Source organism: Neobacillus sp. 114 (genome assembly GCF_030127045.1).
In the GTDB taxonomy this organism is placed as follows: Bacteria; Bacillota; Bacilli; order Bacillales; family Cytobacillaceae; genus Neobacillus; species Neobacillus rhizophilus.
Genome location: NZ_CP126144.1, coordinates 1,167,755 through 1,189,066 on the forward strand (window position 1 = coordinate 1,167,755; position 21,312 = coordinate 1,189,066).

18 protein-coding genes are annotated in these 21,312 nt (G+C 43.5%); 10 read left to right on the plus strand and 8 right to left on the minus strand.

What is annotated here, in order from left to right; all coding sequences use genetic code 11:
• Window positions 1-72 precede the first annotated feature (72 nt).
• From QNN06_RS05715 to QNN06_RS05730, 4 genes are all read left to right on the plus strand, one after another.
• The gene (locus QNN06_RS05715; RefSeq protein WP_284037219.1) at window positions 73-1,995 is read left to right on the plus strand and encodes an FUSC family protein; all 1,923 of its coding nucleotides are present in this window, start codon (window positions 73-75) and stop codon (window positions 1,993-1,995) included.
• Window positions 1,996-2,126: 131 nt separating this feature from the next.
• Complete coding sequence (locus QNN06_RS05720) at window positions 2,127-3,026, plus strand: DUF2971 domain-containing protein (protein ID WP_284037220.1); 900 nt, start codon at window positions 2,127-2,129, stop codon at window positions 3,024-3,026.
• 493 nt (window positions 3,027-3,519) lie between these two features.
• Complete coding sequence (locus tag QNN06_RS05725) at window positions 3,520-4,113, plus strand: hypothetical protein (protein ID WP_284037221.1); 594 nt, start codon at window positions 3,520-3,522, stop codon at window positions 4,111-4,113.
• Between the two features lie 111 nt (window positions 4,114-4,224).
• On the plus strand, window positions 4,225-7,374 hold the full coding sequence (locus QNN06_RS05730) for a DEAD/DEAH box helicase (protein ID WP_284037222.1): 3,150 nt from the start codon (window positions 4,225-4,227) through the stop codon (window positions 7,372-7,374).
• A 461-nt stretch (window positions 7,375-7,835) separates the two neighbouring features.
• Here the strand turns inward: QNN06_RS05730 and QNN06_RS05735 are convergent, their stop codons facing one another.
• From QNN06_RS05735 to QNN06_RS05770, 8 genes are all read right to left on the minus strand, one after another.
• A complete protein-coding gene (locus tag QNN06_RS05735) occupies window positions 7,836-8,930 on the minus strand; it encodes a sulfate/molybdate ABC transporter ATP-binding protein (RefSeq protein ID WP_213118380.1) in 1,095 nt (364 codons plus the stop codon).
• 20 nt (window positions 8,931-8,950) lie between these two features.
• Window positions 8,951-9,802, minus strand: a complete 852-nt coding sequence (gene cysW, locus QNN06_RS05740) for a sulfate ABC transporter permease subunit CysW (RefSeq protein ID WP_284037223.1) — start codon at window positions 9,800-9,802, stop codon at window positions 8,951-8,953.
• A 15-nt stretch (window positions 9,803-9,817) separates the two neighbouring features.
• Window positions 9,818-10,654 carry a sulfate ABC transporter permease subunit CysT gene (gene cysT / locus QNN06_RS05745; RefSeq protein WP_372447606.1) on the minus strand — a complete coding sequence of 279 codons (837 nt, stop codon included), beginning with the start codon at window positions 10,652-10,654 and terminating at the stop codon, window positions 9,818-9,820.
• A 17-nt stretch (window positions 10,655-10,671) separates the two neighbouring features.
• Window positions 10,672-11,727 carry a sulfate ABC transporter substrate-binding protein gene (locus QNN06_RS05750; RefSeq protein WP_213118377.1) on the minus strand — a complete coding sequence of 352 codons (1,056 nt, stop codon included), beginning with the start codon at window positions 11,725-11,727 and terminating at the stop codon, window positions 10,672-10,674.
• A gap of 125 nt (window positions 11,728-11,852) precedes the next feature.
• Complete coding sequence (locus QNN06_RS05755; protein WP_213118376.1) at window positions 11,853-12,047, minus strand: YezD family protein; 195 nt, start codon at window positions 12,045-12,047, stop codon at window positions 11,853-11,855.
• Window positions 12,025-12,480: an RrF2 family transcriptional regulator gene (locus QNN06_RS05760; protein ID WP_213118375.1), complete on the minus strand. Its 456-nt coding sequence runs from the start codon at window positions 12,478-12,480 to the stop codon at window positions 12,025-12,027. The genes QNN06_RS05755 and QNN06_RS05760 overlap by 23 nt, the downstream gene beginning before the upstream one ends.
• A gap of 323 nt (window positions 12,481-12,803) precedes the next feature.
• Entirely contained in the window at window positions 12,804-13,718 is a 915-nt protein-coding gene (locus tag QNN06_RS05765; RefSeq protein ID WP_213118374.1) for a phosphotransferase, read from the minus strand.
• Window positions 13,719-13,760: 42 nt separating this feature from the next.
• Window positions 13,761-14,663 (minus strand): DMT family transporter, encoded by a 903-nt coding sequence (locus tag QNN06_RS05770; protein WP_217035073.1) that lies wholly within the window; start codon window positions 14,661-14,663, stop codon window positions 13,761-13,763.
• Between the two features lie 253 nt (window positions 14,664-14,916).
• On the opposite strand from QNN06_RS05770, the gene QNN06_RS05775 reads away from it, so the two are divergent.
• From QNN06_RS05775 to QNN06_RS05800, 6 genes are all read left to right on the plus strand, one after another.
• On the plus strand, window positions 14,917-15,900 hold the full coding sequence (locus tag QNN06_RS05775) for an ABC transporter ATP-binding protein (protein WP_213118372.1): 984 nt from the start codon (window positions 14,917-14,919) through the stop codon (window positions 15,898-15,900).
• Entirely contained in the window at window positions 15,897-16,907 is a 1,011-nt protein-coding gene (locus tag QNN06_RS05780) for an ABC transporter ATP-binding protein (RefSeq protein ID WP_217035075.1), read from the plus strand. Before QNN06_RS05775 ends, QNN06_RS05780 begins: the two co-directional genes overlap by 4 nt.
• Window positions 16,904-17,716, plus strand: a complete 813-nt coding sequence (locus tag QNN06_RS05785; protein WP_217035077.1) for an IclR family transcriptional regulator — start codon at window positions 16,904-16,906, stop codon at window positions 17,714-17,716. The genes QNN06_RS05780 and QNN06_RS05785 overlap by 4 nt, the downstream gene beginning before the upstream one ends.
• 12 nt (window positions 17,717-17,728) lie before the next feature.
• Entirely contained in the window at window positions 17,729-19,312 is a 1,584-nt protein-coding gene (locus QNN06_RS05790; RefSeq protein ID WP_213118369.1) for an ABC transporter substrate-binding protein, read from the plus strand.
• 151 nt (window positions 19,313-19,463) lie between these two features.
• Window positions 19,464-20,399, plus strand: a complete 936-nt coding sequence (nikB, locus tag QNN06_RS05795) for a nickel ABC transporter permease (RefSeq protein ID WP_213118368.1) — start codon at window positions 19,464-19,466, stop codon at window positions 20,397-20,399.
• The gene (locus tag QNN06_RS05800; protein ID WP_213118367.1) at window positions 20,396-21,310 is read left to right on the plus strand and encodes an ABC transporter permease; all 915 of its coding nucleotides are present in this window, start codon (window positions 20,396-20,398) and stop codon (window positions 21,308-21,310) included. The genes nikB and QNN06_RS05800 overlap by 4 nt, the downstream gene beginning before the upstream one ends.
• Window positions 21,311-21,312 lie beyond the last annotated feature (2 nt).

Below are 21,312 nucleotides of genomic sequence, written 5' to 3' on the forward strand. Positions count from 1 at the left end.
TATATCCTCCTTGAAAAAATATTTGGTTTAAAATGTATTTTGTGACTTAAGTTTTAGAAAGAAGTGGTCGGTATGGAGAAATCACCATCTATATTAAAACAAGCTTTGACAGTCAATAGGAAGCCATTTCCGTGGCTAAAGGCCTTTACTGCAGGACTGGCCGCAGCACTGCCGATTTTGATTGGCTTGTTATTTGGCAACCTGGAATATGGATTAATTGCCGGATTGGGCGGATTTACATATCTATATGTGTTTAATGTTCCATACGCTCAAAGAGCGAAAAAGATTTTTTGGATTGTCATTACCCTCACTTCCCTTACCGCGTTAGGTACACTGGTGGCCCCTTATCCCATTATGGTAGCGATTTTTATGGGAATCATCGGAGCTGCCGCAATCTTTATTTTCGGAGCATTAAGGATTGCGGGGCCTGCTGCCATCTTCCTGGTCCTCGTTTTTTCAATGGTAACAGGAATGCCCCAAGCACCGGAGCTTGCTCCATTAAGAGCAGGCTTAGTCTTCCTGGGCGGGAGTCTATCGTGGATTTTGGCTATGCTTGGCTGGTTTTCTGATCCCCATGGACCTGAAACAGGAGTAGTTAAAAGGGGCCTGTTAGAGCTCGCAGCATTGCTTGATTCAGTAGGGACAGACCGATTCCACGAGTCGCGGCACCGTGTCATGTCAGCCTTAATGGATGCGGACGAAACATTGGCATCAGGGCAAACGCCTATCAGGCAAACGAACTATTTCAAACGTTTATATGTATTAAACAATTCGGCTCATAATATTTTTACTTATTTACTTGAAGATTTTCCAGAACACCGAGCACCACTACCGCCAGAAGCTGCGCAGTCTGTCCGAAAAATAGCAAACTCGTTAGGCAAAAAAAATAAAAGTGACTCTGCTTCCGAAGTCATTTTACAGCCTGAAGAGATGGATGCTTCGGTCGCTCATTTATTTAAATTGATTTATGATGCAGATGCAGTAATGAATGAACCCACTTCCAAAATCAATCAAGAGGTTGAATTCTCAAAGTTGCCACTTAAGACTGTTTTTGGCGGTGCCTTTGATAAAAACTCGATTATTTTTATTGCTGCTTTGAGGTTTGGGATCATCACAATCATTGCTGCTATCTTCGCGTTTGAGGTCGGATTTGCCCGTTCCTTTTGGGTCCCGTTGTCCTGCGTGGCCGTCATGTCAGGCTACTCCATTGTCGCCACGTTCCATCGTGCCATTCAAAGAGGAATAGGTACATTACTTGGGATTCTGATTGCCAGCTTGATTCTTTCGATTCATCCTGATGGATACATAATCGCTTTATTAGTTTTACTGTTTACGTTCATTACTGAGCTGTATATCGTGAAAAATTATGCGTTAGCGGCATTATTTTTCACCCCTAATGCGTTACTCATGGCAGAAAGCACAAGCCACGGGAGCTTTAGCTTTGCCTATTTTGCCTCCGCAAGAATGATGGATGTTTTAATCGGCAGTATCATTGGTTTAATAGGAGTATGGCTGGTCGGGAGGAGGTCCGCCTCAAGCCGCCTTCCTCACTTAATCAGCAAAACCATTCGCAGTCAGTCGCAATTTTTATTTGTACTTTTCTCTGACCAAGGAAAGGGGTTTAATGCTAGAAATAGCACAGAGTTAAAGAAAATGAGAACAAACATTTTGAATTTAAAAATCCTGTATAATACTGCTTCAGGCGAGATACCAGTCAATCGTAATGTATTGGATTATTACTGGCCGGTGGTCCATTCTATTGAACATCTAGGTTATCTGCTGGAGAATGCTGCTAAACTAAGCAGCCGTCCGATTCTGGCTGATGATGAACTTGCCCAGCTGCTCTTAGCGTGTGAAACGATGGCGATTGCGGCCCATTTGAAAAAAACACCGCCCCTAAAACCGACTCCTGGAATCGAATCATTCCTGAGTATCCAAAAAGAGCTCCGTTACTTACAAAAGGCGCTTCAAAATAATGAAGGAGTTCACTTTTAGGAGCGGTTTCAAAGTACCAAAAACTAAGCGTGGTTTCCAGCCGTGCTTAGTTTTTCAAAAAGTTTGCCCAAAAGGAAATGTTCTCTCCAATAATTAGCATAATAAAAGAAAAAACTGGAGGAGGAGCAGCCATGGGACAAGTCATTTTAGATTATTTCAGCCAGAAAATGGCGGAATATTTCAGAGAGCATATTTTTGACAATCTGGACAAGATCATGAAAGGCCCAATGCTGTACCATTATACGTCCATGGAAGCATTAAATAATATTCTTGACCGGGAAAAATGCTTTTGGATTACCCGAGTGGATTTTATGAATGATTACAAAGAGATTGCCTATGTGACTGAAGTTGTTCAAGCCATCATTGGCGAGGTTGAGGACAGCAAAGAAAAAGAGACCTTTATTCACTTATACAAGGAATTTGCCTCCACCGAGAGCTATTATAAGGACTTAAATATCTTCGCCTTTTCCTTAACCGAAAACCCCGATTCGCTGCCATTATGGAATAATTACGGGGCGGATGAGGGCTGTAATATCGGAATTGACGGCCCAAAATTTTTTGGACAATCGTTTAATTCACAAATTACCTTTGTCGGAAAAGTGGTTTATGATGAGAAAAAACAAAGGCAAATTGTGAAAGAAGTGATTAAAAGACTTCTTCAATTGGTGAGGGCGGCTAATCTATCAGAAGAGAGTTTTTCCAGAGCGCTCCTTTTCACCTTTGGGACACTTGGCTGTTTTATAAAGCATCCCGCTTTTTCCTCCGAAGAAGAATTCAGATTTATTTTCATCCCAAAATCTGACGAGCATATCCATTTTCGGGTATCGAGAGGTGCTTTTATTCCTTTTATTAAAGTACCAGTGGTGGACCACAATGCAAAAACAGGCGAGGACAAACTGCTGGTCCGCAAAATAACGATCGGGCCGCGGACAAAATTGGACATTGTGAAATCGGGATTGGAATTTTATTTGTCGGTTAAAAAGCTGGAAGGAATCGAACTGTGTACTTCTAGAACGCCATTAAGATTTTAACAAAAAAGCGGACAGCGACTGGGGCTGTTCACTTATTGTTTGTGTTCGAGTTAATTAAGGGATTTGCGATATAGAGGGAAGAGTGAGGTGCTATGGTGAATAGCTTGGATGCTAGAGCAAGGTACAAATTGGTATCAAAATAACAAGCCGAATCAAGAAATCAAGCATTCTATCAACTCCTTTAAAATCTGACCTTGTTAAATTCAGTATAGGCAAAATTTATTAATCCTGTTTTGAGGAATTGTAAATTTTTTGTCAATTTTACCGAGCGATAAATTCAGCTTTACAAAAATTGTAAGGAGTCTTATATTTTGAATAGTAAGATAATTAGCCTATTAGTAACGTCACGGTTGAAGGAGGTGGAGCAGGGTCTTCATACCGTCTATTATCAAAGGTACGTCGTCTAGTTCCCCTCATCCTTGTCCATATAATATCAGACAGATTTTCCGCTATTTCATTTTACTTTTAACCTTAAAAAAGGGAGTAGAATCAATTGAACAATACGAGTGTTCGTTTGTTAAACTTGACCGGTATATTAGCAGGTATTCTTCTTATCATTGCGCACCTATTAAATTATGGTTCGGGAGAATATGGAACGGTATTAGGAAATCTATTGGTTTTTGCAGCACACGCTCTTTTGGTATTTACCTTTTTGGGCATTTTCGCTTTTCAGGCAGAAAGAAATGGCTTTCTCGGTTTAGCCATGATTTTAGGAGTGGTAGGAAACATTATAGTCACTGCCGTTGTCTTTGTGGAAATTGCCCAAGCTTCGGCGGGGGATTTCAGTAAGGTATTCAACACACCTGCCACACAGCCAATCTATACTTTCGGTCCATTGTTATTCGTGTTAGGGATGATTTTGTTGGGAATTTCCATTATTCGCGGAAAGGTACTGCCTGCATACTCAGGCTATCTTCTATTGGCAGGCACCATTATTTTCGCCCTTGCTAGTGTGTTTGTTCATCACCAATCACTTATAGAGGTTATCGGATCTATTTTTACAGGAATAGGATTTATTGCAGTGGGAATTCATGCCCTAAAAAAAGTTCAAGATGCGTCTATAAAAACTAATCAAACGTTTGATTGAAAAATGTTTCTGGCAGTTTGCATATGTATGATATGGCACTTCCTTATGGTACAATCGTATTTATAAATTACGACCGGAATGCATCACACCCTCAAGGAAGGAACCATCAAAATGAACATAGAGCTAACTTATAAAATCATCTCAGATATGTGTGGCGCGGTCTCCTTCAAAAGAGGGGATTATTTTTATCGGACAAATAAAGTGACCTTCACCGAATATGGTCTGGATCGCTGCCAAGCAATGGTTGACGGGGATTTCCATGTGACCGTTGTGAGTGAAGCAGAAGGTGAGTTCCGCACTAGTTGCAGCTGCCCGAAGCTCGCTTCTTTTCAAAAGGATTGCCAGCATATTGCGGCTGTTTTATTGGCGATTTACGACCATCAGCAGCAAGGAACCACACCAAATCAGGAACTGACCACCGGCCTGCTGACCATTTTCGATCATAAGCCTGTCCCGTCCAGCGGCCACCAGAATTATTTTGAAAAAAGAACCGTGCTTGATGCCGGGTTTACCTGTAAACCAGTCGCGGCAGGCGAAGGCCGGCTTATACTCGGCATTGAGATGGACGTGGAAGAGAACAAGGTGCAGAAAATCAGAGAGTTTTTGGACAAGGTCAGCAATGGAAATCCATTTATTGTTTCGGAGTCCTTTACCTACGACCCAAGCCTTCATTGCTTTCAAAAAGAAACCGATGCCGTTATTCAGCAGCTGATTAACATGGTTCGAGATGAACAGGCATATGGAAAGGAAACTTTGGATCCGCCAATCCTGCCGATTTCGACATCCTTATGGGACCGGCTCCTGCCACTACTTATAAAGGCTCCCCGGGTCAAAATACAGTACGATGGCCAAACCTATGAAGAACTCCAGCTGTCAGAAGGTTCGCTGCCATTACAGTTTGCTTTTACGGAAAATCTACTGGTGGTTGAAGGATTCGATCAAATACTAATTCTGGAAACCTATAGCTCCGTTCTTTACGAGGGGAAAATAACACAATTGAAGAATCAGGATTTCCAGAGGTTATTGGAACTAAAGCGAATGCTCCATGGTTCCAGGACTAACAAAATCCCTATCCCGCACGAACAAATTCCGTTTTTTCTTGAAAAAGTTGCCCCGGGATTGAAAGAGCTGGGACAGGTGCAGATTGCCGGTTCCATCACAAAAACCTGGATGAAAACACCGTTGAAGGCCAAGCTCTACTTGGATCGGGTGAAAAACCGACTCCTTGCAGGAATCGAGTTTCACTATGAACATATGATGATCAATCCGCTTGAGGGAAGGGAACTTCCGGCAGGCTCGATGATTGTAAGGGATGTCGAGAAGGAAGCGGAAATCTTGCAAATCATGGAGGACAGCTCATTCGCCAAGACGGATGGCGGTTATTTTTTGCATAATGAGGATCTTGAGTACGAATTTCTAGTCCATGTCGTACCTCGGCTGCAAAAGCTCGCCCAAATTTATGCGACCACGGCTGTCCGCAGTCGAATTTTTCGAGAAAATGTTTTTCCGAAAATCAGGGTGAAGGTAAAGAAGGAGCGGACCAATTGGTTGGAATTCAAGTTTGAAATGGACGGTATTTCCGACAATCAGATTCGCGATGTCTTGGAGGCGCTAGAGGAAAAACGGAAGTATTATAGATTGCCGAATGGCTCTCTGCTATCCTTGCAAACAAGGGAATTCGAGGAGATTCAGCAGTTTCTTCATTCACCACTTATGAAAGCCGGTGACTTGAAAAATGGACTGGCCTTGCCTATCGAACAGTGTCTGCAGCTGCTGGATACGGTGGAGGTGAGCGACACCTTCAAGCTAGAGGAATCCTTCCGCCAGTTTATGGAACAGCTCCGAAACCCGGGCAGCTTGGACTTCGAGGTGCCGACTAGCTTGGCTTCCTTCCTTAAAGATTACCAAAAGCACGGCTTTAAATGGATGAAAACACTCGCTCACTTTGGCTTTGGGGGGATCTTGGCCGATGATATGGGACTGGGAAAGACGATTCAAAGCATAGCGTTTATTGTGTCGGTGCTACCGGAAATTCGCGGACAAAAGCAGCCAGTCCTCGTTGTCTGTCCATCCTCTCTAACCTATAACTGGCTTAGTGAGTTTAGGAAATTTACCGGGACATCCCAGCTTAGGGCGGTGGTCATTGATGGTTCGAAGGAGGAGCGAAACAAGCAGCTTCAGGATCTTTCCGATGTCGATGTCATTGTCACTTCCTACCCTTTGCTCCGTAAGGACATCCTTTGGTTTGAAAAACAAACCTTTCATACCGTGTTTTTTGACGAGGCCCAGGCCTTTAAAAATCCGTTGACGCAAACAGCGCGGGCGGTAAAAAAGCTGCAGGCCCAACATCGTTTTGCGCTGACAGGCACACCAGTTGAGAACTCATCGGAAGAGCTGTGGTCGATTTTTCATGTCGTCTTTCCGGAGCTTTTCCTTGGGCTAAAGGAATTCAGCCAGCTGACCCGAAAACAAATCGCTTGCAGAATCCGGCCATTCTTGCTGCGCAGGATGAAGGAGGATGTCTTATCCGAACTGCCTGGAAAAATCGAATCGCTTGAATCAGTTGAACTGCTGCCCGAACAAAAGAGGTTGTACGCAGCTTATTTGGCCAAGCTTCGGCATGATACATTAAAGCATCTGGACAAAGACACGATTCGAAAAAATCGTATCAAGATTTTAGCAGGGTTGACACGCCTGCGGCAGATTTGCTGTCATCCGGGCTTGTTCGTAGACGGCTATCAAGGCGGGTCGGCAAAATTTGAACAGCTCATGGAAATATTAGAGGAATCACGGCTTTCTGGGAGACGGGTGTTAATTTTTTCACAGTTTACGAAAATGCTGGCGTTGATTGGACGGCGGTTAACGGCAAAAGGACAGCCATACTTTTACCTTGATGGGCAGACTCCATCTGAAGAGCGGGTGGAAATTTGCGAACGGTTTAATCACGGTGAACGCGACCTTTTCCTAATTTCCTTGAAAGCAGGGGGAACCGGCCTTAATCTGATGGGGGCAGATACCGTTATTTTATATGACACTTGGTGGAATCCTGCTGTTGAGGAACAAGCCGCGGACCGTGCCCACCGGATGGGCCAGCAAAATGAGGTTCAGGTTATCAAGCTTGTTTCTCGTGGCACCATCGAGGAAAAGATTAATGAACTGCAAGACAAAAAGAGGCTTTTAATTGAGGAAATTATTGATTCGGATGAGAAGGAGATGGGGACTCTTACGGAAGATGATATTCGGGAGATATTGATGATTTAATAACCTTTATGGGCGCCCGGACAGCTGAAAAATCAAGAGTTTCGGTCACCAATAGAGGCTATTGGTACCCGGTCAGTGTAAAAATCAAGAGTTTCGGTCACCAATAGAGGCTATTGGCGCCCGGACAGTGTAAAAATCAAGAGTTTCGGTCACCAATAGAGGCTATTGGCGCCCGGACAGTGTAAAAGTCAAGAGTTTCGGTCACCAATAGAGGCTATTGACGCCCGGACAGTGTAAAAATCAAGAGTTTCGGTCACCAATAGAGGCATTTGACGCCCGGACAGTGTAAAAATCAAGAGTTTCGGTCACCAATAGAGGCTATTGGCGCCCGGACAGTGTAAAAATCAAGAGTTTCAGTCACCAATAGAGGCTATTGGCGCTCGAACGGCGGAAAAATCAAGAGCTCCGGTCACCAATGGGAATTATTGGCGACCGGTCTCCATATAAATTTGAATTAGAACCTAGGTAAACGCCGAAAAAGCCCCAACAGTTACTTTCTCCCTTTCCTTGGAATGCTCAGAATCCGTTATTGCCTCAAACACGACGATATTTGTAAAATCAGCATAAAGAATATCACCTTTATGAAACGGACCAAGTTCCCGAAAATTGCCACTCGTCAATTCAGCTTCGAAATAATCTTCCGTATCAAGTCGTTTCAGAACAACCCGAACAGTAGATCCAACCGCATTGACATGTGAGGCTTCCGCTGGTATGCCAACCCCATTGGAAAACCTGCTCAGCCCAATCTCATGGGGGCGGATATATCCGACTGCTTCAACCGCCGAATCCCTCGCAATTGCAACATCATTATACAAAGCAGCCCCACGGAATTCGTTCACCCGACCCAAAAAGCTATAAACAAAAGCATTTGCAGGTCTTTCATAAACTTCCGCAGGTGAACCAATTTGTTCAATTTTTCCATGATTCATCACCACTACAGTATCTGCCATTTCAAGTGCTTCTTCCTGATCATGCGTCACAAAAACAGTCGTAATATTAAGCTTTCGATGGATTTCCCGTAACCAATGGCGCAGCTCCTGCCGAACCTTTGCATCCAACGCTCCGAATGGTTCGTCGAGAAGAAGCACCTCAGGTTCCACGGCAAGCGCCCGTGCTAGCGCAATCCTTTGCCTCTGCCCACCTGAAAGCTGGGAAGGATACCGGTCGGCAAGGTGCTCAAGCTGTACCAGCCTTAATAACTCCAGTACTTTATCCTTGATTTCACTCCTGGAAGGACGTAATTTGCGCGGCCTTACCTTCAATCCAAAGGCCACATTTTCAAAAATTGTCATATGTTTAAACAAAGCATAATGCTGAAATACAAAACCAACTTTGCGTTCTTTCACGTTTTTGAAAGAGAAATCAACACCGTTGAAAATGATCGAACCTGTATCGAGTCCCTCCAGTCCTGCAATCAGTCTAAGAAGGGTGGTCTTCCCAGAACCAGATGGACCAAGTAATGCCACAAAATCCCCGGTTGGTATTTCTAGATTGATATCTTTAACCGCCGGGTAAGCACCAAATTTTTTCGTAACGCCAGTGATTGTAATCCCCATTTCGAAAATCTCCCTCTCCACTATTTCTTTGTTTTCCATTCCAAAAAACTTTTAAAAACTAACGTAAGCAGGGCAAGCAGTGCCAGCAGGGAAGCGACGGCAAAGGAGGCGGTAAAGTTGTATTCGTTATACAAAATTTCAACATGAAGAGGGAGGGTATTGGTAAGCCCTCTGATGTGACCGGACACAACCGAAACGGCGCCAAACTCACCCATCGCCCGGGCATTACAAAGAATGACTCCATAAAGCAATCCCCATTTAATATTCGGTAGAGTCACTCGAAAAAACATTTGCCAGCCGCTTGCACCGAGCGTAATCGCTGCCTGCTCCTCCTCCGTGCCCTGTTCCTGCATAATTGGGATTAACTCGCGAACTACAAACGGAAAGGTGACAAAAGTAGTGGCAAGAACAATCCCCGGTACACTGAATATGATTTTTAAATTATTCGCTTCCATAAAGGGCCCTAACACCCCATTTGAACCATACAACAACACAAACACGAGACCTGCAATGACAGGGGAAACAGCAAAAGGAATATCAATCAGGGTAATCAGGATATTCTTCCCCTTAAAATTAAATTTCGCGATTCCCCAAGCGGCAATGACGCCGAAGATGGTATTCAAGGGAACGGCAATAGCCGCGGTAATGAGCGTAAGCTTAATCGCCGAAAGAGCATCAGGCTCCGTGATGGCCGCAAAGTATAACTCGATTCCTTTTTTCAAAGCCTCAGTAAAAACCGCGATGAGGGGGATGAGGATAAAAATTCCTAAGAATCCCAGGGCCGTTCCAATCAGCAGCCATTTTTTTATCGGAGCCAGGGCAAAACGGCTGGCTCCTGGACTTTTTAGATGGACATGTTCTCTAGCAATCATATTTTTCAAACTCCTCTAGGTCACTTGATGTTTCCTTGCCGTTCTCCATTGCCAAAAATTAATCAAGAATAATAGAAGGAAAGAGATGACGAGCATGACGGCGGCAATGGCGGCGGCACCCCCGTAGTTGTATTGCTCCAATTTTGTAATGATGAGCAGGGGAACAATTTCCGTTTTCATCGGCATGTTGCCGGAAATGAACACAACCGAACCATATTCCCCCAAGGCCCTTGCAAAGGCGAGGCCAAAGCCAGTTAGCACGGCGGGGAAAATGGCTGGAAAAATAATTTTGAAAAAAATCTGGGCCGAATTGGCACCAAGTGTAGCGGCTGCTTCTTCGTACTGTTGATCCAACTCCTGCAAGACAGGCTGGACAGACCGGACCACAAAGGGGAGCCCGATAAACGTCAACGCAATCATGATGCCATACTGTGTATAGGCAATCTTCACTCCGGCAGCTTCGAAATATTGACCAATCCACCCATTCGGAGCATAGATGGCGGTAAGTGCGATACCGGCCACTGCAGTGGGCAGGGCAAACGGCAGGTCGACAAGCGCATCAACGAATCGCTTCCCGACGAAGTCATATCTTACTAATACCCAGGCAATAAGCGTTCCAAATAGAACATTAACCATTGCAGCAACGAAGGAGGTATAGAAGGTCAGTTTATAGGAAGCTACGACTCTCTCATCCGTTATAGTCTCCCAAAATTCGGCCAAGCTTATGGTAGTTGCTTTTAAAAATAAAACCGCAATCGGGATTAGGACAATCAGACTGAGATAAATGACCGTATACCCCATTGAAAGTCCGAACCCCGGGAGTACCCGGCGGCGTTTGGATTGTTTAACCACGTGAAAGCCTCCATTCATTACGGTTTATAGATTTGGTCGAAGATGCCCCCATCATCAAAGTGTGTCTTTTGCGCTTTCTTCCAGCCGCCAAAAACTTCATCTATCGTAAATAGTTTGATATCAGGGAATTGGCTGGCATATTTTTCAGCTACGTCTTTATTGCGCGGGCGGTAAAAATTCTTCGCGGCAATTTCCTGTCCTTCAACTGTATATAAATAGTCAAGATAAGCTTTTGCCACTTCTTCGGTCCCATGCTTTTTCGCTACTGTATCGACAACGGAAACAGGAGGTTCAGCCAAAATGCTGACAGATGGATTGACTACTTCAAATTTGTCTTCGCCAAATTCCTTAAGTGCAAGATAAGCCTCGTTTTCCCATGCAATCAATACATCGCCGATTCCTCTTTCCACGAAGGTAGTCGTCGAGCCGCGGGCTCCGGAGTCCAATACCGGTACATTTTTAAAGAGCTTTGCTACAAAATCTTTTGCTTTTTGTTCATCTCCGTTATTCTGCTCGAGTGCATAGCCCCAAGCCGCCAAGTAATTCCAACGTGCACCGCCGGAGGTTTTTGGATTCGGAGTAATGACGGATACATCTTTTTTTACCAAGTCATCCCAGTCCTTGATTCCTTTTGGATTCCCTTTCCGCACCAGGAAGACAATCGTTGATGTGTACGGTGAACTGTTGTCAGCCAGCCGCTCCTGCCAGTTCTCCGCAAGCTTGCCTGCTCCTGCAATTGCATCTATATCATAAGCAAGGGCCAGCGTCACGACATCGGCCTCCAAACCGTCTATGACAGAGCGGGACTGCTTGCCGGAACCGCCATGAGATTGGTTAATCGTCACTTTTTGACCGGTTTTCTTCTCCCAATAGGCAGCAAAGCTTTTGTTATATTCCTCGTAAAGTTCACGGGTTGGATCATAGGATACATTTAATAATTCAATCGGTTTCTTGTTCGTTTCCTTTGCAGCAGGTTCTTTTTTTGCCGATTCAGTAGAAGTTTGGCTCGAGCAACCGGCCGCCCCTACAAGAAACATAAGTGAAATTAACGTTATTAAGATTTTTTTGAGCATTTTTAACTCCCCTTTTTTTTGTATTGTCGGGGCTTTTTTTCAACAAAAAAAGCCCATTAGTATTTGCATGTACATCGTCATGTACATCTAACTAAAGGGCCTTCGGCGGTCCGATCGGCAGCTATTCATCTTTCGTTTTTCCTGTTGTTCGCTACTTGGGTGGTCTTTTTCTGAAGTGGCAGCCGGTGTCTTTCTAACCGGTCGATTTGCGTGATTTGTGAATCGTGAACGGTGATTTGAACGGTTCCAAATTCTAATCCTTCTAACAAACTTTCGAGTTTTTCCAGCACTTGCTGATTAAGGTGTATTTTTGATGACAACTAAATCCTCTCCTTTTAATAGACTTATTTTGTTTTCTAACAAATCTTCAAGTGTCGTCCGGTCAAGGACATAGGCAATCGTATCTCTGACTAAGGACCATAGCGGCTTTAACTGACAGCCCTCCTCTAATGGACATGGTTCATACTTCGTAATGGATGCACATGCCATTGGAGATAGAGGCCCCTCTAATTCTCGGATGATTTCTCCGATATTGATTTCCTGGGGCTCTTTTAGCAGCATATAGCCGCCTTTTGCCCCTCGTTTACTAGTTACATAGCCTAGTTTTTTTAATTGAAGCAGGATTTGTTCAAGGTAATTAGTGGTTACCAGGGTCTTGTCGGCAATTTCCTGGATGCCGAGGACATTGCCTTGATGACCTCCAAGCAGGAGCAAGGCCCTTAAGGCATATTCACCTTTACTGGATACCTTCATGTAATTCCTCTCCTTAATGTTGAGTATTTCAGTCAACATTCACTGCTAAAAATAAATCCCTAAATGGATTGCTGGGACAGGAATGTTACGAACCGGTATTAGCTTTTAATAAATATATGCAATGAGGAAGCGGAGGACACTTATCCAATTCCTCTAAAGTCAGCCCATTTTAAGATGCTGAAAATAAATTCCGATAATAACTATAGGATTACTTATTTAAAAATATTAATATGCTTTATTTAATAAATCAAGAACTTTTTGAATTTTCCCTGGATAAAAAAAAACGCCTAGAGAATTTATCACTCTAAGCGTTAAAGTTATGATTAATTGTCAAGTGCCAAACCCAATGCAGTCCGGCCTTCGTTAACTAACCGTTCATCCTTCTGACTATCCCCATACAAAAGCAGCATGATTAGCGAGTAGACCGCCCTAAAGCGAGCGATCATTTTTATTTCAGGCGTAACATTACCATATAACTGAAAAAAGTAATCTCTGCCTTCTGCCGGAATAAAACTGTACACAATCGATAAATCAATCGCCGGGCTTCCAATATGGGCATCTCCCCAGTCAATCACCGCTGACACTCTGCCGCTGTCATCGACCAGCATATTTCGAATATGAAAATCACCATGTACTAATGTTTTACTATCATCCTCAAAAGGTTTCCAAACCGTCGAAAGAAATAAATGAAGACGCTCCTGTTCTTGTTCTCCAATTAAACCTAGTTCCTTTGCTTTTTCGATGTTCGCTTCCAGCATAGGCTTCCTTTTAAAAATATCAGTCCGACCAAGCTCATCATAAGGAACGCCGAGCTTTTCCGCTTCGTTTATCGGAAAAGCGTGCAGTGTTTTTAAAAATTTAGCTAATGGTTCTACTGACAGCATCCGCTGTTCAGGAGTTAAGCAGGACAGGGGCTTTCCGCTTAACAGTTTGTACCCGGCAAAAGGCCACGGATAACCTTCTTCTTGATTGCCTTGAAAAATCGGATCCGGTACTGGGATTGGCAGTAAAGGGGCCGCGACCGGAAGCAGCCGGTTCTCAACTCTAAGTAAATTTACTGCTATTTCACGCCTAGGAAATCGAAACACAAATTGCTCATTGACGAGAAAGACGGAATTGTCAAATCCTTCACCAAATACCTGTATACTTACAGGTTTTAACTGCGGAAACTGTTTTTCAATCATCATAACCGCTTTTTCATTCGAGATAACCCTCTCAGGAGACCATGGCGAACTCATTCGTTAAACCTCCAATTCCAATTTAGAAAAAACAAACTCCTATTACGGAGAAGTAGTAGGAGTCTGCCCGTTTTTCTCGATTTTTAATTCTAGTTTTTCGCTTAAAAATGTCGAGCCCAATACGAGGGCGCCGCCAATCATTTGGACCCATGTCATACTTTCGCCTAAGAAAACCGCCGCGATTATAACCGCGGAAATCGGGTCAATATAGCTAAGAACCGCAATCGTTTGCCCTTTAAGTTTTTGGATAGAGGTGAAATATAAGAAATAGGCCAACCCGGTATGAACGATACCCAGTATTAATATATAAATGATAGAATTTGAGTTTAATCCCGCGAAACTAAGCTGCCCCTTCCATAACACGTAAGGAAGCAGGACCAGCGCTCCCGCCATTAATTGAACTAACGTCATTTCAAAACCAGATAGATTTTTAATAAATTTGTTCATTAAAATCACGCTGGCATATAGAGAGGCAGCCAAAAGGCCATAGAAAATCCCTAAAGCATGATTGTGTGAGCCGTTTGTCGAGCCAGCGCCATTTTGCACGATTAGAAATAAGCCAACCATGGCCATCACAATACAGCCGACTTTCATACCCGTCAGTTTTTCCTTCAGAATCCAAGGGGCTAAAATCATCACAAAGATTGGTGCAAAGTAATAGCTGATTGTGGCATTGGATATTGTTGTATACCGATAAGACTCAAATAAAAAAATCCAGTTAAGACCAATTGCCCCGCCTGATAAAAGGAGCAGTACCGCGTTTTCTTTGAGCGCCTTCATAGACGGTTTGTGCTTGACTAGAAAACTAGCTAAAAGCAGGAATAGACTGCCAATCACCCCGCGTAAAAAAGCAATCTCACTTGAACTCAAATCAATCTTCTTAACAAACACCCCGATGCTGCCAAAGATGAGCATCGTCATGATTAATCTTAATTTCACATTCATGTAAAACCCTCCCAGATATTTTAATCCAACCACAAACTAGCTAATTTCTCAACATCTATTTGAATGGAAGACCCCCATGTAAATAGAATGGGGAAAGGTCAAAATCCGACAATTATTACCAATCTATTGATAATTTCGACATTTTTGAATAATTTTTTATCAATTACTATTGAAAATATTCCGATTATTTTATATTATAAAAATCATAAAATGAAATTGCATTTCACAAAATGAAACCGTTAGGAGTGTCATAATGGTTCAAAAAGTGTTAGAGATTGATAAGTTAAAAGTCGGTATTAATGATGATGGGAATAAAATTGCGATTGTGAACGGAATTAGCTTCTCACTGCAAAAAGGTGAAACTCTTGGAATCGTAGGAGAATCCGGGTGCGGGAAGAGTATGACGTCGCTATCGTTAATGGGGCTTCTGCCGCCAGGAGTCGAGTGGCTCGATGGCGATATCAAAACGGAAAGCCTTCATTTTAAGGATTTCAAGAAGAAGGATTGGCGGAAAATCAGAGGGAAAAGAATCGCGATGATTTTTCAGGAGCCGATGAGTTCCCTGAATCCGGTTTACACAATTGGCAAGCAAATCATGGAGATGATTTTAAGCCATGAGAACATTTCGAAGAAACAGGCGAGAGAACGTGCGCTAGAAATGCTGAAGCTTGTCGGAATTCCGAGACCGGAGCAGGTGCTTGATGAATATCCTTACCAGCTATCCGGCGGGATGCGGCAGAGGGTCATGATAGCCATCGCTTTATCGTGTAATCCTGAAATCCTGATTGCCGATGAACCAACAACGGCTTTGGATGTAACGATTCAAGCGCAAATCCTTGAGTTAATGAAAAAGCTGCAGGAACAATTAAATATGTCGATTGTGCTAATCACACACGATCTCGGTGTTGTGGCTGAAATGTGCGACCGCGTCATCGTCATGTATGCGGGAGAAATCGTGGAAGAAGCACAGGTGGTTGAACTGTTTGATCGTCCAAGGCATCCTTACACGAAGGGCTTATTATCCTCCCTGCCGGATGTGAATGAAGAAAAGGAATATCTATCTTCGATTCCGGGTGTGGTACCGGCACCAGGGAAAATGCCGGCCGGCTGCCGCTTTGCCGCACGCTGCAGTTTTGCCCACGAACGCTGCAAGAACACACCGCCATTATTCGAGGTGAACGGTTCAAAAGTAAAATGCTGGCTCTATGAAAATGGTGATTCGGAGGCGGTACTGTGACACAAAATCCAATTTTACAAGTTCAAGACTTAAAGAAGTACTTCCCCATAAAGGGCGGGGTTTTCGGCAAGAAGACCCTAAAGCAAGTCAAAGCCGTAGACGGTGTTTCGTTCGATGTATTTGAAGGGGAAACCTTTGGAATCGTCGGTGAGTCAGGCTGCGGGAAGAGTACGACCGGACGGACGATTCTTAGATTACTAGAACCGACGGAAGGGAAGATTCTTTTTCAGGGAAGAGATATTGCCGAGCTTTCAAAAAACGACATGCGAAAGCTGAGAAAAGATATTCAGATTATCTTTCAGGATCCGTTTGCTTCGTTGAACCCAAGAATGAAAATCAAAGAGACGATTGAGGAACCTCTGATTAATTTCGGGGTGACCGACAGAAATGAACGAGAAAAACGAGTATTGGAAGTGGCTGAACAAGTAGGCCTAACGAAGGCACAGCTTTCCAGATTCCCGCATGAATTTTCCGGAGGGCAGCGTCAGCGGATCGGGATTGCCCGGGCACTGATTTCAAAGCCAAAGCTGATTATTGCTGATGAGCCGGTTTCGGCCCTTGACGTGTCCATTCAGTCACAGGTTCTTAACCTAATGAGAGATTTACAGAAAGAGTTTGGACTAACGTATATTTTTATCTCCCATGACTTAAGCGTCGTGAAGCATTTTTGTGACCGAATTGGTGTTATGTATCTCGGGAAAATGGTGGAGGTCGCGGATAAAAACAGCTTGTATGATACTCCGCTTCATCCATATGCGGAAGCCCTTCTTTCGGCATTACCAAGTTCCCATCCGCTTCAGAAGAAGCAACGGATTATTCTTCAGGGGGATGTCCCAAGTCCTTCCAATCCACCAAGCGGCTGTACCTTTCATCCGCGCTGCTTTAAGTGCTTAGATGTTTGTAAAACTGAACAACCAAGCTTGCAGCCGGTTCATGAGGACCATCTCGTTTCCTGCCATTTATATCAAGGCGCCAAGGAACAGATTGCCACAGGTGAATCGCGATGAGTAAAACAGTTAAAAAAGCTTTGCAGCTTCTTGATATTTTTACGGAACAGAAACCTTACTGGAAGCTGGATGAGATTTCTACCTTTACAGGTGTCCCTAAACCAACCTGTTTGCGTCTGCTAAGAACTTTTGTAGAACTCGGTTATTTAAAAAAGATGACCTTCCAGCAGGAAGGGCTCGTGATTGACGGAGAAAGCTACGGGTTGGGATTAAAATTTCTTGAAATGGGAGAACGGGTAGCAGGAAGGTTCGATATCCGTCCGATTGCTTATCCTTATATGAAAAAGCTTCAAGAGCAGTTCAATGAGGCTATCCAATTGATTACCCGTGAGCAGGACGAAGGTGTGTATATTGAAAAGGTAGAAAGTACTCTGCCAGTTCGGCTGTACACAAAAGTGGGAAGGCACGCTCCGTTATATGCGGGAGCATGCCCGCGTGCTATTCTCGCCTATTTGCCTGAAGGAAAAATACAAGAGATTTTGGACAAGCCTATGACGAAGTATGCTAGCCAGACGCCACTAACGAAAGAGGATGTTCTTCTCTTAATCAAGCAAATAAGGGAAAGCGGCTATTCGTACAGCGACTCGGAACTAGAAGAAGGAACCGCGTCGATTGGCGTACCAATTTTTAATAGCAGCGGAGCTGTCCAGTACGCACTAAGCGTTGCCAGTTTTTCGACCAGCTTGCCAAGGGCTAAGGCGGATCATTTTGTTGGACCGCTTTGGGAGGCAGCTGCTGAAATTTCCAAAAAATTAGGCTATAACCATCCATATCCATATGGAAAACCCATAGCAATGAAACAAACATAAGGGGGAAAAAGAATGAAGAAAAAATTGTCAATACTGTTTGCGCTGTTACTAAGCTTCACACTTGTTTTATCCGCTTGCTCTTCAGGCAAGAGCGAAAAATCAAGTGCAGGCTCTTCTGAAAAAGGGAAAGAGGAGAATCCTGTCAAAGACCGCGGGAATGAAATTGTTATTGGTGTTACCGCAGAACCTCAAAACTGGGATCCAATTGATACGTTCTTGCTTGATTGGAGCACAGTCGCTACTTCTGTATTTGAAGGTTTGGTAGACCGTACATTAGATTTAAAATTGCAACCGGGTCTAGCTGAAAGCTGGGAATACCTGGACGATAACACACTCCAATTTAAATTGCGTAAAGGTGTTCAATTCCATGACGGCGAGCCGTTTAATGCAGACGCTGTTAAATTTACGTTTGATCGTTTATTAGGGCCAGAAGGTCAAAAAGGTCCTCAGTATGCCAACTACAATTCGATTGATCATGTAGAAATTGTTGACGAATATACCGTTAATCTTAAATTGAAATCTAAGGATCCTGTTCTTTTAACAAAACTTGCGGGCTATGGTGCGGTTATTGTACCACCTAAATACGTTCAGGAAAAAGGCGATGAGTTCTTCAACAACAACCCTGTTGGTACAGGACCATTCAAAATGACAGGCTATAAGCGCGACCAAGAAATCGTGTTGGAAAAGAACCCGAATTATTGGAAAAAAGGATTACCGAAGTTAGATAAAGTTACCTTTAAAGTCATTCCGGAATCTTCTACAAGATTAGCAGAACTTCAAACTGGAAAAATCGATATCATGAAACGTGTCGAAGTGGCCCAGTCGAAAACTGTTAAAGAATCAAGTTTCCTTGAATTGAAAGATGTAGGTACACCAACTGTTTATTCCATGCGTTTTGATACAGCCAAAAAACCGTTTGACAACAAGCAGGTCAGACAGGCTATAAACTACGCTGTGGATAAAGATGCCATTATTAAGGACATCCTATCTGGCTATGGAAAATCAATCAGCACATACCAAAGTGAGCTATCATTTGGTAACAACCCAGATCTGAAGCCATATAAATATGATCCGGAAAAAGCTAAAAAATTGTTAAAAGAAGCAGGAGTGAAAGAAGGGACACAAATTGATCTGTTCATTCCTGGTAACGATGCAACATTTAAAGAAATTGCTCAGGCTGTTTCCTTCTATTTAGAAGAAGTTGGCTTAAAGTTAAATATCAATAGCGTAGATAGCACAACATTAATTTCCGATTTGATTCCAAACGGCAAGGCTGGTCATATGTACCGCCAAGGCTGGGGCGGATGGACGCTTGACTTTGATAACACTGCGTACCTAATGTACAGCGAAGGCCAGAAATGGAATCCTTCCTTTAAAGATGCAAAAGTAGCAGAATTGTTGGCTGCCGAACGTTCGACTGTTGACCAAAAAGAACGTGAAAAAATCTTTAAAGAATTGACAGAAGTATTATATGATTTGGCTCCAGAGCTTAATCTGTACCAAGCAGTAGATTTATATGCCGTTAATAAGCGAGTTCAAAACTTCCAACCGCCACACGAGGACCGTATGCGCTTGGAAGAAGTATCAGTTAAGTAAAAAAATACTGCCCGCTTAACACTCCGGCCTCCTTATGGGATGCTAAACGCGATGTGTTTAATGGTTGGATACAAATTCTGATTGGCTTAAAAAAGAGATAGTATGGTCCTCATGCTATCTCTTTCTTTATCAAAGAGGACGGAGGAATAACATGATAGCTTACGTGATTCGAAGATTACTTCATACGGTTTTAGTTGTATTTGCGATATCATTATTAATCTTCTTTTCTATCCGCCTGACGGGGGACCCGGTGACGGTAATGTTTTCCGCAGGTGAACCAACGAAAGAAGCAATAGAAGAAGTAAGAAGAAATCTCGGGCTCGACCAGCCGCTTTATGTGCAATATTTAATCTTTTTAAAAGGACTTGTAACATTTGACTTTGGCGAATCTTTCCGCAGCCATATGCCGGTCATGGATTTAATTATGGAAAGAGCGGGTGCCACATTAGCGCTTGCCATCGGCGGAACAATCGTTTCCATCTTAATCGCCTTTCCGGTCGGAATTATTTCAGCCGTGAAGCGCGGTTCCATTGTCGATTTCTTCGGGCGTATTTTTTCCTTGATTGGTATTTCTTTTCCTAACTTCTGGCTAGGAATCATGCTGATTTTGATATTTGCCGTTAATTTGAAGTGGCTGCCTTCCTCAGGCTTTGAAGGACCGCAGCATCTGATTTTGCCTTCGATTACATTGGGGATGATTTTGTCCGGTATATTGGCAAGACTCGTCCGCTCTTCCATGCTCGAGGTCATGAATCAGCAATATGTGTCAACAGCAAAGTCAAAGGGAATTAGCGATTGGGCGGTTATCATCAAGCACGCTTTCCGTAATGCCTTGCTGCCGACCATCACATTCCTTGGTCTGCAATTTGGCTCCTTACTCGGCGGAACGGTCATCGTGGAAACGATTTTCTCATGGCCTGGGATCGGCCGTTTGATCATCGATGCCATTAACCAGCGTGACTATCCCGTTATTCAAGGCGGCGTTATTTTCCTAGCTGTCATCATGGTGGTAGTGAATTTAATTGTCGACTTAAGTTATTCATTGATTGATCCAAGAATTAAGACCGGAGGGAGTGGACGAGCATGACAACCTTACAACAGCAGGTTCAGGAGGAGGTTGCCATTCTTCCGAAAAAAAGAACCTTTCTTCAAAGCTTTTGGCGTTTTGTGAAAAAGAATCCGGCCGGCTTCATCGGAATTTTACTAGTCCTTTTAAGTGTAAGCTGTGCTCTTTTTTCCCAATGGATTGCGCCACTAGATCCGGGTAAAGCAAGTTTATCCTCACGACTTTCACCGCCGTCCTGGGCAGATGATACTGGCAAATCCGTGTTTCTCCTCGGGGCTGACCAGGTGGGCCGGGATTTATTAAGCAGAATTATTTATGGTGCGAAGATTTCATTAATGGTCGGCTTTTTCGGCGTATTGATTTCGATGATTATTGGAACCATCCTTGGCCTGATTTCTGGTTACTTTGGAAAATGGATGGATGATTTAATCATGAGGGTAGCCGATATTCAGTTAGCCTTTCCGTTTATCCTGTTTGCGATTGTCATCATGAGTGTCCTCGGAACGGGGATTTGGAAAATTATCCTTATTCTAGGATTAACGTATTGGGTCGGTTTTGCCCGTCTCATCAGAGGACAGGTTATTTCGCTGAAGGAGCAGGAATATATTCAGGCAGCAAAAGCGATTGGCGGCACTCAGTTCAGGATTATTCGTAAGCATATTTTGCCGAATGTCATGTCATCCATTCTCGTTCTGGGAACGATGTATATTGCGGAGTTTATTTTACTAGAAGCTTCCTTAACTTTCTTAGGATTAGGCGTTGACCCGACGGTACCATCATGGGGAGGCATGCTGGCTGATAGCCGTAACTATGTCACAACAGCCTGGTGGACAGCAACCTTCCCAGGGATCGCGATTATGTTGACTGTTTTAGGATTCAATTTACTTGGGGACTGGCTACGTGACAAATTTGACCCGAATATGAAAATGTAGGT

Excerpts from the sequence above, each read along its gene's own strand:
- QNN06_RS05715 (WP_284037219.1), top strand. The coding sequence starts at position 73 with ATGGAGAAATCACCATCTATATTAAAACAAGCTTTGACAGTCAATAGG.
- QNN06_RS05720 (WP_284037220.1), top strand. The coding sequence starts at position 2,127 with ATGGGACAAGTCATTTTAGATTATTTCAGCCAGAAAATGGCGGAATAT.
- QNN06_RS05730 (WP_284037222.1), top strand. The coding sequence starts at position 4,225 with ATGAACATAGAGCTAACTTATAAAATCATCTCAGATATGTGTGGCGCG.
- QNN06_RS05735 (WP_213118380.1), bottom strand. The coding sequence starts at position 8,930 with ATGGGGATTACAATCACTGGCGTTACGAAAAAATTTGGTGCTTACCCG.
- cysW (WP_284037223.1), bottom strand. The coding sequence starts at position 9,802 with ATGATTGCTAGAGAACATGTCCATCTAAAAAGTCCAGGAGCCAGCCGT.
- QNN06_RS05750 (WP_213118377.1), bottom strand. The coding sequence starts at position 11,727 with ATGCTCAAAAAAATCTTAATAACGTTAATTTCACTTATGTTTCTTGTA.
- QNN06_RS05760 (WP_213118375.1), bottom strand. The coding sequence starts at position 12,480 with ATGAAGGTATCCAGTAAAGGTGAATATGCCTTAAGGGCCTTGCTCCTG.
- QNN06_RS05765 (WP_213118374.1), bottom strand. The coding sequence starts at position 13,718 with ATGAGTTCGCCATGGTCTCCTGAGAGGGTTATCTCGAATGAAAAAGCG.
- QNN06_RS05770 (WP_217035073.1), bottom strand. The coding sequence starts at position 14,663 with ATGAATGTGAAATTAAGATTAATCATGACGATGCTCATCTTTGGCAGC.
- QNN06_RS05775 (WP_213118372.1), top strand. The coding sequence starts at position 14,917 with ATGGTTCAAAAAGTGTTAGAGATTGATAAGTTAAAAGTCGGTATTAAT.
- QNN06_RS05785 (WP_217035077.1), top strand. The coding sequence starts at position 16,904 with ATGAGTAAAACAGTTAAAAAAGCTTTGCAGCTTCTTGATATTTTTACG.
- QNN06_RS05790 (WP_213118369.1), top strand. The coding sequence starts at position 17,729 with ATGAAGAAAAAATTGTCAATACTGTTTGCGCTGTTACTAAGCTTCACA.
- nikB (WP_213118368.1), top strand. The coding sequence starts at position 19,464 with ATGATAGCTTACGTGATTCGAAGATTACTTCATACGGTTTTAGTTGTA.
- QNN06_RS05800 (WP_213118367.1), top strand. The coding sequence starts at position 20,396 with ATGACAACCTTACAACAGCAGGTTCAGGAGGAGGTTGCCATTCTTCCG.